General features: G+C 52.5%; 20 protein-coding genes. 6 read left to right on the forward strand and 14 right to left on the reverse strand.

What is annotated here, in order from left to right:
* On the reverse strand, positions 1-186 hold a 186-nt coding region (locus OCA8868_RS16725; RefSeq protein WP_218822670.1), incomplete at its 3' end, for a hypothetical protein.
* 194 nt (positions 187-380) lie between these two features.
* Here OCA8868_RS16725 and OCA8868_RS05275 point away from each other — a divergent pair.
* Positions 381-1,529, forward strand: a complete 1,149-nt coding sequence (locus tag OCA8868_RS05275; RefSeq protein ID WP_093995550.1) for an amidohydrolase — start codon at positions 381-383, stop codon at positions 1,527-1,529.
* 2 nt (positions 1,530-1,531) lie between these two features.
* Positions 1,532-2,677: a M24 family metallopeptidase gene (locus OCA8868_RS05280; RefSeq protein ID WP_093995551.1), complete on the forward strand. Its 1,146-nt coding sequence runs from the start codon at positions 1,532-1,534 to the stop codon at positions 2,675-2,677.
* 330 nt (positions 2,678-3,007) lie between these two features.
* Here OCA8868_RS05280 and OCA8868_RS05290 read toward each other — a convergent pair whose 3' ends face one another.
* The 5 genes from OCA8868_RS05290 to OCA8868_RS05315 all read right to left on the reverse strand — a co-directional run bounded on the left by OCA8868_RS05290 (position 3,008) and on the right by OCA8868_RS05315 (position 6,665).
* Positions 3,008-3,274 (reverse strand): hypothetical protein, encoded by a 267-nt coding sequence (locus OCA8868_RS05290; RefSeq protein WP_093995553.1) that lies wholly within the window; start codon positions 3,272-3,274, stop codon positions 3,008-3,010.
* 569 nt (positions 3,275-3,843) lie between these two features.
* Positions 3,844-4,071 carry a 3'-5' exonuclease family protein gene (locus OCA8868_RS05295; protein ID WP_306456108.1) on the reverse strand — a complete coding sequence of 76 codons (228 nt, stop codon included), beginning with the start codon at positions 4,069-4,071 and terminating at the stop codon, positions 3,844-3,846.
* Positions 4,072-4,481: 410 nt separating this feature from the next.
* Positions 4,482-5,135: a DsbA family oxidoreductase gene (locus OCA8868_RS05305; RefSeq protein WP_093995555.1), complete on the reverse strand. Its 654-nt coding sequence runs from the start codon at positions 5,133-5,135 to the stop codon at positions 4,482-4,484.
* 17 nt (positions 5,136-5,152) lie between these two features.
* On the reverse strand, positions 5,153-6,022 hold the full coding sequence (locus OCA8868_RS05310; RefSeq protein WP_093995556.1) for a DJ-1/PfpI family protein: 870 nt from the start codon (positions 6,020-6,022) through the stop codon (positions 5,153-5,155).
* A gap of 1 nt (position 6,023) precedes the next feature.
* The gene (locus OCA8868_RS05315; RefSeq protein WP_093995557.1) at positions 6,024-6,665 is read right to left on the reverse strand and encodes an NAD(P)H-dependent oxidoreductase; all 642 of its coding nucleotides are present in this window, start codon (positions 6,663-6,665) and stop codon (positions 6,024-6,026) included.
* Positions 6,666-6,790: 125 nt separating this feature from the next.
* Here OCA8868_RS05315 and OCA8868_RS05320 point away from each other — a divergent pair, with 125 nt between their 5' ends.
* Positions 6,791-7,156 carry a winged helix-turn-helix transcriptional regulator gene (locus OCA8868_RS05320; RefSeq protein WP_179214785.1) on the forward strand — a complete coding sequence of 122 codons (366 nt, stop codon included), beginning with the start codon at positions 6,791-6,793 and terminating at the stop codon, positions 7,154-7,156.
* A gap of 93 nt (positions 7,157-7,249) precedes the next feature.
* On the opposite strand, the gene OCA8868_RS05325 is transcribed toward OCA8868_RS05320, so the two are convergent.
* From OCA8868_RS05325 to OCA8868_RS05335, 3 genes are read right to left on the reverse strand one after another with little or no spacing between them, the layout of a single operon-like run.
* Positions 7,250-7,792, reverse strand: a complete 543-nt coding sequence (locus OCA8868_RS05325; protein WP_093995559.1) for a luciferase domain-containing protein — start codon at positions 7,790-7,792, stop codon at positions 7,250-7,252.
* Between the two features lie 37 nt (positions 7,793-7,829).
* Positions 7,830-8,318, reverse strand: a complete 489-nt coding sequence (locus OCA8868_RS05330; RefSeq protein WP_245848059.1) for a nuclear transport factor 2 family protein — start codon at positions 8,316-8,318, stop codon at positions 7,830-7,832.
* 23 nt (positions 8,319-8,341) lie between these two features.
* Entirely contained in the window at positions 8,342-8,821 is a 480-nt protein-coding gene (locus OCA8868_RS05335) for an ester cyclase (protein ID WP_093995560.1), read from the reverse strand.
* Positions 8,822-8,947: 126 nt separating this feature from the next.
* On the opposite strand from OCA8868_RS05335, the gene OCA8868_RS05340 reads away from it, so the two are divergent.
* Positions 8,948-9,832 carry a LysR family transcriptional regulator gene (locus OCA8868_RS05340; RefSeq protein WP_093995561.1) on the forward strand — a complete coding sequence of 295 codons (885 nt, stop codon included), beginning with the start codon at positions 8,948-8,950 and terminating at the stop codon, positions 9,830-9,832.
* 495 nt (positions 9,833-10,327) lie between these two features.
* Positions 10,328-11,110, forward strand: a complete 783-nt coding sequence (locus tag OCA8868_RS05345) for a hypothetical protein (RefSeq protein ID WP_143849536.1) — start codon at positions 10,328-10,330, stop codon at positions 11,108-11,110.
* A 10-nt stretch (positions 11,111-11,120) separates the two neighbouring features.
* Here the strand turns inward: OCA8868_RS05345 and OCA8868_RS16855 are convergent, their stop codons facing one another.
* The 5 genes from OCA8868_RS16855 to OCA8868_RS05370 form a co-directional block, all read right to left on the reverse strand.
* Positions 11,121-11,249, reverse strand: coding sequence for a hypothetical protein (locus OCA8868_RS16855; protein ID WP_281253593.1), 129 nt, complete (start codon positions 11,247-11,249; stop codon positions 11,121-11,123).
* A gap of 80 nt (positions 11,250-11,329) precedes the next feature.
* A complete protein-coding gene (locus OCA8868_RS16780) occupies positions 11,330-11,689 on the reverse strand; it encodes a metallophosphoesterase (protein ID WP_245848060.1) in 360 nt (119 codons plus the stop codon).
* Positions 11,690-12,216: 527 nt separating this feature from the next.
* Positions 12,217-13,116, reverse strand: coding sequence for a plasmid partitioning protein RepB C-terminal domain-containing protein (locus OCA8868_RS05360; protein ID WP_093995564.1), 900 nt, complete (start codon positions 13,114-13,116; stop codon positions 12,217-12,219).
* Complete coding sequence (locus OCA8868_RS05365; protein ID WP_179214786.1) at positions 13,113-14,012, reverse strand: ParB/RepB/Spo0J family partition protein; 900 nt, start codon at positions 14,010-14,012, stop codon at positions 13,113-13,115. Before OCA8868_RS05365 ends, OCA8868_RS05360 begins: the two co-directional genes overlap by 4 nt.
* A complete protein-coding gene (locus OCA8868_RS05370; protein ID WP_281253605.1) occupies positions 14,012-15,532 on the reverse strand; it encodes a recombinase family protein in 1,521 nt (506 codons plus the stop codon). The genes OCA8868_RS05365 and OCA8868_RS05370 overlap by 1 nt, the downstream gene beginning before the upstream one ends.
* A gap of 134 nt (positions 15,533-15,666) precedes the next feature.
* Here OCA8868_RS05370 and OCA8868_RS05375 point away from each other — a divergent pair, with 134 nt between their 5' ends.
* Positions 15,667-16,044 (forward strand): hypothetical protein, encoded by a 378-nt coding sequence (locus OCA8868_RS05375; protein WP_179214787.1) that lies wholly within the window; start codon positions 15,667-15,669, stop codon positions 16,042-16,044.
* The last annotated feature ends 224 nt before the right edge of the window (positions 16,045-16,268 follow it).

Genomic DNA, 16,268 nt, shown 5'->3' on the forward strand with positions numbered 1-16,268 from the left:
CCGCAAACTAGCGAAGATCTTTCCTGCACCGCAGCAAGCGTGCAAAGCCTGATCAGAAAGGCGCTCGCGCTGTGTTGAGAATCGTACTTTCTGCGCTCGCAACACATTGTTTTTCAACAGAATCGACGGAAACCGGACTTTCGCTGCAGGTGCAACGAGTACTGCCTGAATTTTAGAAGCAGACATTCAGTATGCCTTTGCTAGACAGATTTTACCGAACCTGGAAAGAACTCACTTTCTCCGTTCATGTCCGGTTACCGGCTTCTCTTCCTTTTGCTCTAAGTAAAACGTTGTAAACTTTCCTTTGAAAGGTCGTTTTCTTGCCTGCATGCCTGACTTTACAAGTTAACATCTTTGGACACCATTAAGGGAGACAGCTAATGCCGCCAATAGACTTGATTGCCCTGCGCCACGAGTTTCACAGAATGCCAGAACTTGGGTTTGCTGAGGAAAGCACAAAGGCAAGGGTTGCGGGCATCCTCGAGGATCTGGGAATAGAGACGCATATCGGCGCGGGTGTTGTTGGCGTACTTAAACGCGGGGCAGGCAATCGTGCCATCGGTCTGCGGGCCGACATGGACGCGCTACCGATTCATGAGGCAAGCTGCCATGACTATGTGTCGCAAACAGCTGGAGTGATGCACGCCTGTGGGCATGACGGCCATATGACAATGCTCTTAGGCGCGGCGGCAGCGCTTGCAGAAGAAGTCGAATTCGACGGTACGGTGCTGTTCATCTTCCAGCCTAACGAAGAACACGGCTTGGGCGCGCAGGCAATGATCTCCGAGGGCCTATTGGAGCGATATCCCGTTGAAGAAATCTATGCGATACATAATCTTCCGGGCGCGCCTGTTGGGCAGGTATCCACCCGGCCCGGCCAAATCTGTTCAAGCGAAAGCCTGTTCGAAATACTGATCGAAGGACAAAGCGGTCATGCGTCAATGCCGCAGGTGGGGCGTGATGCTATCACCATCGGGGCAGAGATCGTGCAGGCTCTCCAAACCATCGTTTCGCGAAAGCTTGCACCGGGTGCGGGCGTTGTTGTTTCGGTGACGGAGTTCCTGACCGATGGGCAACGCAATGTCTTACCTGGTACCGCAACCCTTAAAGGTGATGTGCGCGCACGGATGCCTGCAGATCGAGAGGAAGTCGCGCGCCTGATGCGCCAGCTTGCGGAAGGTATTGGGGCCGCTCACGGTGTAAAGGTATACGTGAAATTCAACACAGAATTCATCGAGACGATCAATGCCCCCGAGCCAACCCAAGCTGTTGTAGACGCGGCTCTTTCGATTGGACTGGAGGCAGAGGGCAATCGCGAACCCATGAGTTTCTCAGAGGACTTTGCCCATTTTTCGGCCGCTGTGCCGGGGTGTTTCTTGCTGATGGGCAACGGGCAAAAGGGGCCTTGTGGCCAGCCGCTGCATTCGGACGATTATGATTTCAACGATGATCTATTGCCTATTGGTGCCGCCTTTTGGACGAAACTTGTGCGTGACCGCCTGCCGGTGACCAAAAGCGAGAGTGAGTAGTCATGTTTGAAACCCGTATGAACACTCTTCGCGCCGAAATGGGCAAAAAAGGCATCGACGTCGCCCTCATCACCGATGACGACAATGTTTATTACCTCACAGGCTATTACGACTACTTGCATATGGAATTTGGCCGTCCGACCATACTGATAGTGTCACGCGACGGTCCTAGCCTATTGATCACGCCTACAATTGACCTCAACACGGCTCAAACTGCGGCGCGCGTGGACAAGATTGCGGCGTGGAATGATGGTATGGGGGCGGAATGGCGAGCTGAAATACCTGCCGCGGTCAAAGGGGCGAAGCGTATCGGGATAGAGCCGGATCACATGCCCGCCCTTGTGCGCAGATATGTTGATGAACTGGTCGGCACACAAAGCCTCAGCTCAGTAACACCGATCCTTTCCGAGATGCGGATGATCAAATCGACCCAAGAGCTACAGCTTGCCCGCCATGCAGGTCAGGTCGCAAACGCCATGATGTACGCGGGCCGCTCTGCCATCGGAGATGGTGTGCCAGAATACGAAATTGCCCTTGCCACGTCGCAAGCGGGCACGCGCAAAGCGGCAGAACTTTTGAGGGCGCATTATGACGACGCCGATATGTCGCCGAATACGCATTTCCTACAAATCATGGCCTCTGGCGAGACGATCACCAAAACTCACCACCGTGCCTCCACACGCATCATGCGCCGCGGCGAGCCAGTGTTTCTCTGTTTTTGCGGCATGACCAATTTTCACCGGTTCAAGCTTGGTTTTGATCGAACGTTTTGGATCGGCGAGATGGTGGACCAGTCGCAAGCTGCGGTTTACGAAGTCGCATTGGCCAGCCAGCAAGCCGCCCTTGATGCATTACGCCCCGGTGTGACAGCCGAAAGCGTTCACGCCGCTTACTCTGAAGTCATTCAAGGTGCCGGATACGAGTATCCGTTCCGTTGCGGTCGTGCGACAGGTTTCAGCTTTCTGGAAACCCCGCAACTGGTCACTGGAGACACAACTATCCTCCAGCCTGGCATGGTGCTGGCAGTGGATGGTTCTGTGACGACTGATACCTTCCGCGCCCAAATCGGTGACAGCTTTATCATCACGCAAGACGGCTACGAGCCGGTGACCGATCATCCAAAGACCATTGATCAGCTCATCTTGTAATCCGTTGAACGAATGTCCTTCTTTGGGTTCCGAGATATTGTTTTGATCGCAAAAGTAGCCATTTGGACAGCGGCAACAATAGGCCGCTTTGTCCCGGGATCTGTAAGTTCAACCACCCTTGGATTTCGCGCTCGCAGCGAAAGCCCGGTTCGGCGAACGCTGCATTGCGGCGCTGACGACCCGATGAATGGCCGGTTTGGGCCGACCTGCATCGCTGCGAACGATGGATTTGAGCTCGAATATTCTGCTGATGCGCGAAACAAGAAAAACGGCGTTGCTAGCTGGATGTTGGTGAGTTCCGGGTAACTCGTGTTGTGGAGTTCCTTTGAACTAGCGATGTCGGCAAAGATGGGCTGCGGTGCGACACCGCCTATATTGGTGGTTATCGCGATGAGAAATGGCGTCGCCCTCAGACAGCTCGCTTGCAAAAACATCAAAGTCGGAAACGTCGAATTCAGCCGACCGCTCATCATCACCGATCAAATCTGCGGCCAGTTTGTTTTTGCGGAATGTTTTCAGAAAGTCGGTGAGCTGCTCAACGATTATTTTCGGATCGGTTTCATAGTGGGGGACATCGATAATCTTGATACGTTTCATGGTGTGTCGTCCAAATCCAACTTGAAGGGCAGGAATCGGCAGCATGCGACAACAGGAACAACACATCAGAAGATCGCATGAACGATACCGCTTCCGATGGGGAAGCAGATCAAGAAGCTCGTATGAGCCGGATATGGCGATGCGTTTTCATACCAAAGACAAACATAATTTTTCTCGGTGGCGTCAAGTGGAGGCCGGGGTTTGTATCACCCCAAAAGATTGCGCCGACCTTCGCAGATCGGCACATTTCACACTTAATGATTTCAACAACTTAGGCGTCAATGGAAGAAATAGACCTGAAAAGTGGCAGACTTTTCACCCAAAGTGGCCCTGAATTGCCTGTCCTTTCAGATGTAAAATGATCCATAGTTTGCCCATCTGGGTGATATTTTTTGTATGTAAATCATAGTCTTGACCGTGACCTATTCTTAGATGTTACTCTTTCGCGACCATAAAATACACATAGCATGTACATTAAGTCTAAGTACGGTTTCTCTTGCAAATTAAGCCCTAGGCTTGAGTTGAGGACTGTTTTGATGCCCCGCGACCCGCGAGGTTGCCCTCTCGCATCACTGAAAATCAAAGACCAGCTGCTGCGAAGCATTCAACAACCTGATTTTTCGCCCCATTGATGCTTCTGCTTTCAAAGTAACTTCGGCAGCAGCACGTGCATCTTCTCCGGCATCATGGTGTTTGAATTGAAGCCCTAGCACTTTTTTGAGATTGGCCAGACCATGCCCACCATTGCCCGTAACTCCGGCCAGGTTTGGCGAGCGGTCAAAACGCTGTCTGACCACACCGACTTCAAAACTTGAAGTCCTGCAAGTCGACACGCTGCATCAAAGGCTTTTTCATCGTAACGGCTATGTTGAATAGTCAGCAAAGCAGCCGGACTTCTTTTCCAGACCATGCGGCACACGATCGCGGTCATTGGTAAAGATTGTAGCGAAGGGCGGAAGATAGCCCATCCCGATCCTTGTGATTTCATGCTGCGTGCGCTTGCAGCATAAAAATGCGGCGTGAGCAACCAGCGTTTGCCGCTGCGCAGCGGAAGAAACGGTCATTCATTAAAGCAGCAGCGGAAACGACACGCGCAAAGATCACATTAAGGACTGTCCAGATCACGACACCAAAGCCTTACCGGAACAATCCGGCCTCTTTGCGGATTGGCGATTGGCGCACATTTGGATCGCTATGTTTGCGAAAATCAGACGCGTATGTCCTTTAGTTGTGTCAGGATGCTTTCATAAGCTTCGGCACCCTGCGCGCCCGTCACCAAATGCTGCCGATCAAAGACCATAGCCGGTACTCCGTTGATCCCTTGCTGCATCCAGAACTGCTGCTGCTGACGAACAGCATTTGCAAACCTTTGGTCGTCAAGAACGGCTTTTGCCTCCACTTGATCCAATCCGATTTCGCCCGCAATTTCGACCAGTTCGGCGTCGTCAGACAAGTTCCGCCCATCAGTGAAATGTGCGGCGAACAGCGCCTGCTTGAGGTCGTTCTTGCGGCCAACCTCATTGGCCCAATGCAGCAACTGGTGGGTGTTGAACGTGTTGTGCATACGGAAACCGTCGGCAAAGTTGAACTCAAACCCCAGTTCTTTGCCGCGCGCGGTCATCATCGCGCGATTGGCTTCCGATTGTTCAGGCGTCGTTCCGTATTTTTCGGCCAGATGCTCGCCGATATCCTGCCCTTCGGGCGGCATGTTCGGGTTTAGCTCAAACGGATGCCAATGGATTTCATGATCCACATCGCTTGCCTCAAGAGCCACAGCAAGTTGGCGATATCCGATGATACACCAAGGGCACATTACGTCCGAGACAATATCGATGCGAAGCTGGGAGTTTGTGTCAGTCATGCTGTGTGCCTTTCGTTTTAAGAGTTCGCGTCAGCCCGTTTTAGCAATGTTTCTGCGGCGAGCCTGCCGAAGGTATTGGCAGCCTGCGGGCTTGCACCCGTCACGAGACGGCGGTCAACATGGGTCGAACTGTCGGCCTTTTTGTTGATAGTTTCCACGCCCAATCCGTTCAGTTTTTCGCAAACCCACCACGGCATCGGCCCGGGTAAATAACCAATCATCGGCGTTTGTTTGTCCACTGCATCGGGAAACACTGTGATCTTATAGCCCTCATACAAAAAGCCTGCATCGTTTTTGGCAGCCAAGAGCGCAGCAGGCCCATGGCAAAGCGCGAGGGTATGAAGGCCCGTATTGTGCGCCCAGTGTAGTACTTTGCCAAGGTCCGCATTGTCCGGCAGCCCAAGCATCGCGCCGTGACCGCCCGGAATGAAGACCGCTGCATAAAGCGTGTCGTCAGTCATGGAGATTCCGGCGAAATCGGCGAGGCTACCTGGGTTCTGAAAAGCGTCAGCAAAGTCATTGTACAGTTTCTGAATATCCGCGTCATCCGCAGGCATCGCCCATTCCTCGATTGCAACGGGCGCGCCAGTTGGTGTTACAACGTCAATCTCGAATCCTGCATTCATCAGATGCAACATCGGCAGACCCATCTCGACAGGGTGGTTCCCCGTCGAGAACTTCTTGCCGTTGGCCATCGTCATATTGCGTTGTTCAGTGCAGACCATCAGCACGCGGTTCTTTTTGCCCGTGTATGTTTTTGCATATGCACCGCCGTCATAATCCGTGGTGGACGACGTGCCCAGTTTGATTGCCAAGGGGGACGGGCTAAAGGCGCCGTCGGCTGTGGGTTGCGGTTGCGCACGGAAAAGTTTGCGAAGAATGCCCATATTAGTTGACCTCCGTGATGATGGCGTCGTGGGATTTGCGGACTTTATCCATTGGCAGCAACCAATCGCCAGCCGGATCACGGTAGCCCAAAGGCATCAAGACAACTGACCGCAAACCGCGCTCTTTCAAACCTAGGATCGCATCGACCGCATCGGGGTCAAAGCCTTCCATTGGCGTGCTGTCGACCTCTTGCTCGGCCGCGGCGACCAGCGCGATGCCAAGCGCGATATAGGCTTGGCGCGCGGCGTGGGCGTAGTTCGTCTCAGCATCGCGCGGCAGGTAGTTGGACTTCAGGTTGTCATAATAAGCGTGCAGCATTGGCAGGTCGCCACGCGCCTCGACATTGAGACTAACAACCTCGTCGATGCGTTCGGCGGTGTAGTTATCCCAAGCCGCAAAAACCAACACATGAGACCCATCTGTGATCTGAGCCTGTCCACCGGCCGCCTCAGCAATTTTGCTCCGAACGTCGGGATTGGACACGACGAACATTTCAAACGGCTGCGTGCCACTGGATGTCGGCGCCATACGGATCGCCTCGATGATCGCATCGACCTTTTCCTGTGGGACGGCTTTTGAAGGGTCCATCTTTTTTGTGGCATAGCGCCAGTTCAAAAGGTCGTTAAGTGGCTTGGCGGTCATAGATTTGATCCTATTGTCAGGACCCTTTCGGGCCAGTATACATTTGTAACTGACGATCTAATCGACACCAAAGATTACCACAAGAAGGCACATGTTTGAGCCTCAGTCACAAAAAGGGAACCACCATGCTAGATGACGACCGCTGCCCGGACTGCCACCGCATCAACGAAGTTCTGTCGCGCGTCGGTGATCGGTGGAGCGTGCTTGTCGTGATCTCATTGGCCGAATACGGAACGCTGCGGTTCAATGAACTCAAACGCAACCTCGGAATCTCGCAACGTATGCTCAGCCGGACCTTGAAAGAGTTGGAGCGCGACGGTCTTGTGAACCGAACTTATCATCCTACGATACCGCCAAAGGTCGAATATAACCTGACCGAGATGGGGGAGTCGTTTCGCGAACCCGTCAGTTCATTGGGGTATTGGGCCTTGGACAATCTTGCCAAGATTGATGCCGCACGTGCAAGTTATGATGCGGATGCAACGGCCTAGCCCAGTCGACCCCGCCCCAAAGAGCGAGGTCAGATTCGGACGTTAGCTTGTGTGTTCTCCGATAACTTGAGCGGCCCAGTTAGAATGGAATTCTTAGGTCGCCGACTGCCCCGTCACATAGGCATATGAGTTTTCGATCAGTTGCAAAACGACATCGAGCTCTTGCTTGGTCAGCGGCGTGTAGATCATCACAAACCCTTCCCACCCTGGTCTTTGATCAGCCCAAGGATGCGGTATGGCCCAACCCTGGCGGACCGCTTCACGCGCGACGGCGGGGTCTAGCGAGGCGTGCAAACTGCCATCGGGATGGACATGCGCAAATTCACCCCCGCCGACAATGGCTTGCGGGTTGGCCAACGGCAGATCGGCATCCAGTTGAAACCCAATAGCGCCCGGAAGGGACACCCGGGTGGCTCCCAAGCGGACGCCTGGAAACGTTTCAACGTGATCCAGCATGTCTTGCACAAGTTCTGGAACCGGCTCGACCCCCAGCTGTACATGGGGTACGCTGTCTGTTGTTCTCGGCCGATCCGTTTCCCGCATTGGAAGGTCCATTACCTGTGCGAGCGACGGGGAAGTGAAAGCCAAAAAGGCAGCCATCGTCAAAGACATACGTTTTATCGAGTATCTCAACATTTAAGGTCCCTTCCTTTGGCGGCGGTCGTGCCCGACATCAGCCGTTGTAAGCTTGGCTGACGGCGTAGCTATCTTCGAACCAGTTCCAAAGCACGACCTGACCGTCACGCACTTTGGCCCGCAATGCGAAGGTGAAATCGCCGATCTCTTTGCCGGATTTCGTGGTGATGCCGTTCATTTCGCCAAAGATCGCGACGGTATCGCCAGATGCCAACACATCAGTGTTTTCCCATTTGGTTGTCTGGAAGTTTTCACTGAATACACCCAAGAAACCAAAGATCGCTTCTTTGCCTTCCCATGGTCCGATCCATGGAATGTTCGGATCGCCTTCGTTGTGCCAGACCATATCGTCGGCCATCAGATCGGCCATTGCGGCCATATCACCGCTGCCCATAGCGCCCATCAGGCTCATAACCGTCTGCAGGCTTGCCTCGGACTGGTCTTCATCATCCGCCAAGGCGACGGACGCAATCGACGCGCCGGTCGCGGCTACAATGGAAGCTTTCAAAGCTTGTCTTCTGTTCATTTCAAAAATCCTTTTGTTGAGTGTTACTTGCCGGAAAGTTGCTGCAACGCACCCGCCCAGTCTTCGACATGGTAGGAGCGGACGATCTTGCCGTCGGCGAGTTCGTGGATATCGATGGTCATGATGTCAAAGCTGCGGCCCTCACCGTCGACACCGAAAAACGGAGCAACGGGCGTACCTGTTGCGCGGCTGCGCACGGTAACGAAGTCACCGCTTTCATGCATGGATTGAATCGCCCAGTTCAGATCAGGCAGTAGCTGGGCAAAGCCGCCAACCTGACCAAGGAACGCCTCGCGCGATTTGTTGTCGCCAGAATAGTCACCGACGCTTTCCCATGTATCTGCGGTCGCTGCTACAAATGCGGCCGAGTGGGTTTCCGAACCTGGGTTGCTGAGAAGGTCATAGAAAGCTCGAACGGTTTCGGCGTTATCCGCCGTCGCTGAGGACGCAATTGATGCGGCGGCGATTGCCGCAGCAGCGAAAATGGCACGAGATTTTTCCATCGGAAGGTTTCCTTTTGAACGATATGACGCCAGGCATTCGCGGCGCTCTGTTCGAGTAGGATGTACATGTTTTGATTAATCTATAAGATAGCTTTATCAAATTTAACTGTTCGGATTTTTTGCGTAATGATCGATCGCCTCAGACAGATGGCAATCTTTGCCAAAACAATTGACCATGGGTCGTTCAGAGGCGCAGCACGCGAATTGAACCTTTCGCCGTCAGTGGTCAGTCATCATGTTTCACAATTGGAAGAACATCTTGGCGTCGCATTGATCTATCGCTCGACCAGAAAATTGACGCTCACAAACGAAGGTCAAAGGTTGCTGACGGCGACGCGCAACATGCTGGACGCGGTAGAAGGTGAATTGCAGGATCTTTCTGCGACCGCAGGCGAACCGAGCGGAGAGCTGCGCATCACGCTCCCATCAGTCCTGTCGTCGTCTCGCATCACAGATCACATTGCCGCTTTCTCTTTGGCCTTTCCGCGTATCACATTGACCGTCGATTTTTCTGACACGCGGCGGGCGCTGATTGACGATCGATTTGACCTGGCCATTCGCATGGGCCCGCAATCAAAGAACTCTGCGACGACGCGTACTTTGTTTGAGGTACGACGGGTTTTGGTTGCGTCCAAGGACTATCTAGCGAAGAGGACAATTGGCAGAGACCCTTCGACGCTCACAGATTGGGAATGGCTAGTGCTTGCACCCGTTCAGAACACTCCTTTGAGTTTCAGGCATAAGGGCGGCGAGACGATTAAGATCAAGCCAACCCCGCACATGTTCACAAACGATGCCCAGGCTTTGCACCGCCTCGCAAAGGCCGGAGCTGGACTGGCCATCGTCCCCGAATTCCTTGTAAAGCCTGACATTGAAAGCAGCGTCATGGATTACGTGTTGCCCAACTGGGAGCTTCGCCGCATCAGTGTCTATGCTGAATGGCCTGCCAACGTGCCAAAGAATGGGCTTGTGCACCTTGCTTTGAGTGCTTTGCAACAAGCAAAGCACTAGCTCCGCATTTTTTACACCTAGCGGGAGCTACCCGAATCCGACATCAGGGCAATCCCACCAAGTCACACTTCCATTTCCAGTCCGAAAGATTCCATTTAATGACCGGATTGACGGCACGCGCTACCTTGCAAGGATGAAAACGCCTCGCCTGCGAAGGAATGCTGCGCTAGCAATATGCGTGCAATTTGTTTCTGATCTGTGTGCAGTCTGGCCCAAGGCTAATTGAGAAGAAGGGTAGGATTGTGTTTTTCGCAAACTGCATCTTGGGAACCAAGCTATTTGGTCAACAAGATGATGCAAAACGTATGCCGCTTGCTACCTTGATCGAGTGACCGCTGGACTTACAAAAGTCGGTTGAAGGACGCGCTGCCAGATCAACAATAGAATTTTTTTATTGAAATTAATGGGTTGGGGTGTGCTCCTTCTAGTGTCGCCACAAGAGGTATGAGAGCTCTTCAATGCAAGAAGTAAAAACAAAGATCCAAGTTCCTGTTTTTGCCCCCGTCTTTCCAACTGGGTCGAAGCGGGTCTGGTGTCGGTCAGACATCATTGCCCGATGGAGGGGGATATGAGCATGTCTTCGCAGACGATGTGCGCATCATGTCGGAGGCCGACATCAATCCTGTTGATCTGCGCAATGCCAAGATCCTAGCCTCTGTTCGTGAAGCTGACCCTGAGGCGGACGCTATCGCATTGGAAGTCGTCACTGACCTTCCGAGTGGCGGTGGCCAGTCGCTGCGCGATCTAACGCTTTCAATGGGCATGGCTGCGCGCGGTTTTCGGTCTCTGATCCGTCTCATTAGATCGGGTGTTCTTCGCCTGCAACAGCATGAGGTTATGATTGTGCGTGATCAGTTGGAGATCAACGCACAAGACCTGAGCGCGGTGGGTTACATGGCCGTGCGGGTTAGTGTCTCGGAGCTCGCAGGCAAACTGGTTGGGGTTGGTGTGGAAGGCTTCACAAAGGCGAAGCTTAAACAGCTTCTGAGCCTCAATGATCCAGCAGTGAAGTTCCTCATTGAGGCTGGATATCTGAAGGCCACTGCTTCACGCAATCCTGTGACGCGTAAAGCGGCGGCGGTTGTTCTGCCGGAAGATTACAGAATGTTTCTAAACCGATTTACTCCGGCAAAACGGCTCGCTGAGATGCAGGGCGCCACGCCCAGGTCAGTGATGGCCAGGATGAGAAAGCTTGGAGTCGTGCCTATTGAAATGCCTCATGGGTGCGTGGGCACGATTTACGAAAGCGGGAAGATCCTGCCAGAAATGTTAAGTTAGGAATACAGGATCATTCCAATTCCTTTGCGTTATGCTCAACGTCGGCCCAGTGCTTGTTGACGGGCATAGATCGTGCGCGGCGGGCAATATCTTCAAACCGCACAGGCATGAAATCCCAGACATCGATACCGACATTCACGCTATTGCTCGAGCCTTTCCAATTGTTATGGACATGCGCGAAGAGCTGAAGCGCATCTCTGCGGGCGTGGTTCCATGTGATCATTGGGTAATGGCAGAGCGTATGCGCCTGTCTCTTTGGGCCATCCCGGACTTCGGCGAGGTGTGGATGCTACCCCAAGGCAAGGCCAGCGTCGGCTCTAAATCATGGTTGCCGACGATCAGGTGTTTGCGGGTACCGGGCAGTTGGCCGAAAACTTCGGCCAAATAGGATGACTCTTTGGTTTTGGAACCAAAAGCAAAGTCACCGACAATCCAGAGATCGTCGTCAGGACGTACCTTTGACCATAGGTTTTCGATCATAGTGGCATCCATTTGACCTGCGCTGCGAAAGGGGCGATTGCAGAAGCCAATGACATTCTCATGCCCGAAATGGGTGTCGGCCGTATACCAGTTGGTCATTTGTGTTCTCCGTCGTGCGTTGATGGAGCGGACGGCAACGGATGGATGCGGAGATGATGATCATCATAAGCGATCAGCGCGATGCCGCCCGCTTTAGGTCGGGCGCTAAGTGTGGGTTTTATGTTTGCGGGATTTCATCATGGGAGTGTCATGGTGGGTTTTTACGTGTCTGGCTATCTATGATTAGAGATCCATTTTCGATGTCAAAGATGCAGATGGGTTTGCCGGAGTTCTGACTGCGCTGCTCAACCTTAAGACGCTTTACATAACACCCGTTAGCCGACGTTCATGCTTCGTTACGGCGCGCGATTTCAGCCAAAGGTTGTCTACGCATGCGTCCACAATTGACACGCACGCGCAGACAGTTTGGAATAAGAAACCGAACATTTGGTCCGGCATGATGGGCCCAAGCGGGATCGCCGCCATTTCCACCACCACACTTGATCCGCCCCACGGTGCGGCGTCTCCTGTGGTCCCCGGGCTCAATGGGTCCGGGTCCCCAAATTCAATCTCACCTATCGCGCAGCTTAGGACGCGAATGCTTCTCGTTCTGTGATCTTCTCAAATTCAGGCAGAAATTCTTCATGATGCAACGCAAGATATCTGGTGACCCGCTCATTGCTCACCAATCTACTGACGTAGCCGCGCGCCAAAATGAGATCGAGATGATCAGCGCCATAGCTGTCTTCAACCAAACGGACTTCTCGCTCGAGGTTGCCAGATTCTTTTTCCATCAGATCTAGCTGTTCGCGAGATATGCCCGTGAACTTCTTGGGCGTTGCGCCAGCAATCAACTGGTTATCTGGCGTGGCAGCCAGCAGAGACCGGGCGTAGTTGATGGTGTATTTGTTCATCGTTACCATCAACTGTGCGGCTTCTATCTGGCGCATAGGTTTCATCTTCTTGAGGATTTGAAACCCGGTCAAAGCAACCTGCTTGTCCTTCAACATCTCTGCAGCCTCGGGGCAAATGCCGTCGAGCAGGCGTCTCTTTTCCTGAAGTGTTCTGATGTTCACATTCAATGCCTTGGCTAAACGCTCTTCGGATGCACCAAGGGTCAAGGCGCGTAAAATCATCTTGTGTTCTTGGATGGTCGCAAGCCTGCTGATCCTCTTATTGTAAGTGAAGGCCTCATCGTCAGTCGATACGATGCACTGCGTGTCCGTCGCCCCTTGGTCTTTCAATACTTCAAGGCGAAGATGCCCATCAAGAAGCGTAAATTGCTTGGGGTCCTTCGCGTCGCGGGAAACCACAATTGGTTCAACAAGCCCAATCTCTTGAATAGACGCTACAATGCGTTTGAATTTAACAGTCTCCTTTGTTTGGGGGCTAACCACATACAAAGGTGCGATTTGATCGAACGCGATAGGTAACAGATCGCGTTCGAATGCGGCTGCAACTACCTGTTCCTGGCGTTCGGATGTCATGTTATGGCTCCATCAATGCGGGTCAATCGATCTGCGATGGTTTTGGGAATGTTGGATAGACCTTCGGCGCGCAACAGGGTGACAAAGTTCTCGTCTGAAAACAGCGTTTTCAAGGAATGGGTCAAGAACAGCATCTCGCTGCGAGTTGCTCCAGCCTTGCGAAGTAGGATTTTCTTCTTTTCCACATCGTTCTGATACGTTCTGAGCAAGGTTTCGACTGAGAGGTTTTTGCGGGTCCGCTTGTCTGATGTGCCACGCCCCTTGCCGAAATTCCTGCGTGCTTCCACCAATCGTTTTGCGGCCATCAGGCGACCGCCTCGCAATACCTTACTCTCATAGGCTTGGCGCAAGACTGCCTGTACACCAACATCATCAGCATCGGCGATATCAACGGCGACACTCACAGGGATCTTTCCACTTTCAACGGCCCGCAACAACCTGTGCTCATGGCTTTCCAACAGTCGAATGACGCCGTGCACATATTTGGCCGAAAGCTGTGTTTTCGCAGCGATCTCGTGCTCGGTATATCCACTTTCTTTGAGGCGTTTGATGTCTCTCAGTAAATCAAGCGAGTGATGCTGCCTGCGCGCCAAATTTTCTACCAAGCTCATCACAAGACAATCTTCAGAGCTCGCGGTGATGACGACAGCTGGGATTTTTTCTTGCTTTAGAACCTTAAAGGCTTCCAATCGGCCTTGGCCGCAAACCAACTCGTATGTCAAATCACTGCTTGCTTCATTTTTGCGGGCAGCAACTGTAATTGGGCGTTTCAGCCCAAGCTCAGCGATATTTGCGACGATTTCATCAAAGACTTTTTGATTGCGAATACGCGGATTGACCACGGTGATCGTATCAACGGAAATGAGTTCCGTATGCTCTTGGGGGGCATCTGACATCATGCGACCTCTAAGATTGAAGTGCGCTCGCACATGGTGAAAAAATGCGTGAGATCATCGTATCGGTAAGCATCAAGCGATAGACCGTTGTTTTCCGACAGTCGCAGTTTTGGGAGTGTCATGTCTTCTGTTGGTAGCAGATAGTAATCGAGTGGCGTTTCGTTTGCCTGATCCATGCGCACGACGACCGTGATGTCCGGTACTAGACTGGTATCCAATCGTATGTTCCACCGATACGCACCGGTACCGGTTTGCTTACATCTTGGAATGATGACAGATGCAGAAAATTCATGATTGATGGTCAACAGGCCGGTCTTCGCATCTTGCTGAACGTCCCCACCCACATGCTCGATACCATGGACTGTGTCTTCGACAATCTCTGCATGGATCTTCCGCAGACGTTTGTTGATCTCGATGTATCGATAATCTCTGTCGGGTGTGAAGCCGACCAGTTTGTAAGCCCTCAGTAAGCTACCAAACCTGCTTTGGTACGCGCCGCTGGACGGTAAGGCACTAGCTTCGTTGATGACGAAGCCAGATAGAAAACCATGTGTTTGGAGTGCGTCTCGCAAACCATCCAGCATTTCTTCATCAGAGTATCGTTGTGCTCTAGCAGCAAAAATGGCCTTCGCGGCGGCAAACAGTCCAGCATCCACAATCGCTTCAAACGCACCCTCGGATCGAACCCAGTTGTCTGGGGTGTTGCGTACATGCTGTTTCTTCAACTTGAACGAATTACGATTCCATATGTTGTTGCCAATGTACTTTTCGTTCGAAAGAAGCTGGCGAACCACGGACGGTGTCCAGTCTCGATTGAGATCGGTTTTGATGCCTTTCCCGTTTAACTCGGCTGCGATCGTTGCTTCGGATTGATTGTCCTCTACAAAGTTTTGGAAGATTTGGTTCACAACCGCGATTTCTTCGGCTGGGCCCGGGACAAGCGTGACGCGGTCTGTTTGAATGCTTTTATGCTCACCTCTGACAAGAACACCTTTCTGGTTGCCCATCTCGTCAATCAACATACGTCGCAAGCCAAAGCCGGGCGGCCCGCCTTGGCGAAAGCCCATTTCGATCAACCGAGACTGCCCGGCAAAAACCTTCTGGGATAGCTCGCGGCTGTACTCGCCCGCCATGGCGCGTTTTACGCCTTTTACAATCGTGGAAACGGGGCTGCCGTCGTTCTCAAATTGCTCGGCGCAATACTCAACGGTGATGCCGGCACGTTTGCAGATGTACTCGTAGTAGGCGCTTTCGTCAGCATCCTGAAACCGGCCCCAACGGCTGATATCGTAAACAAGAACGGTTCGGAAGTTGGTTTGGCCGACCTGAATGTCTTCAAGCAGTTGCGTCAGACCATCACGGCCTGTAATCCGCAATCCACTTTTGCCCGCGTCGGAATAGGTTTCAATGATTTCATAGCCGCGTTCTTCGGCGTAACGCGCAATAGCGTCAGACTGGTTTTCGGTCGAGTAGCGCTGATGATCTGTGGACATGCGGACATACTGCGCTGCTTTGCGTATCTTCCGGTTACTGCTTCCGCCCTGATCACTATTTAACGAACCCAATGCTTCGGTTCTCCTTCGTTCAATTTCTAAAATCTGGACAGATCGTCTGCGATTCCTTGTTTCATTTTTAACAGAGGAAGGGCGGCAACATGTTTCCTAAAACAGGCAACACTTTTCAAAACGACAACAGTAAGTTGAATTCGCAGGTAGAATACCGTGAGGCTATTTGGAGTGCGCTGACGGACGAGTTGGGTGGTACTCATCAGGCAGCCAAGACGACGATGCGATGGACCGGGGTCAGCGAGAGAACCGCAAGAAACTGGATTTCAGGTACGCATGCTCCGGCAGGTGAACACTTAGTCGAACTGATGCGGAACTCCGATGCAGTGCTTTCGGCGGTGCTCGCTCTTGCGGGGCGTAAGGAGGCGCATGCCTTTATGCGTCTTGATTTGGTTCGAGCGGAACTTCAATCCATGTTGAAGGCGATCGATACGATAGAAGGGCAGGGAAGACCCGGCGTTGACTGAAACTTGGCTAAAATTTGTGATCTGCGCTCTAATGGCAATTTGATCCACAATGTGGAATTATGAGCCCAACGAATTCAAAGGTTTATAAATATGATATGGCAATACTATGGGGCAATCCACACCTTTGTAGGACACCCCATAACTCGGCCACTTAGGGGTGTTTTTTGACCACTCCGCACAGATCAAATGACCATTGGCCTTTCTGAGGTTGGTAGTTTTTAATA

Origin of the sequence: Octadecabacter ascidiaceicola, from assembly GCF_900185015.1 — a bacterium.
In the GTDB taxonomy this organism is placed as follows: domain Bacteria; phylum Pseudomonadota; class Alphaproteobacteria; order Rhodobacterales; family Rhodobacteraceae; genus Octadecabacter; species Octadecabacter ascidiaceicola.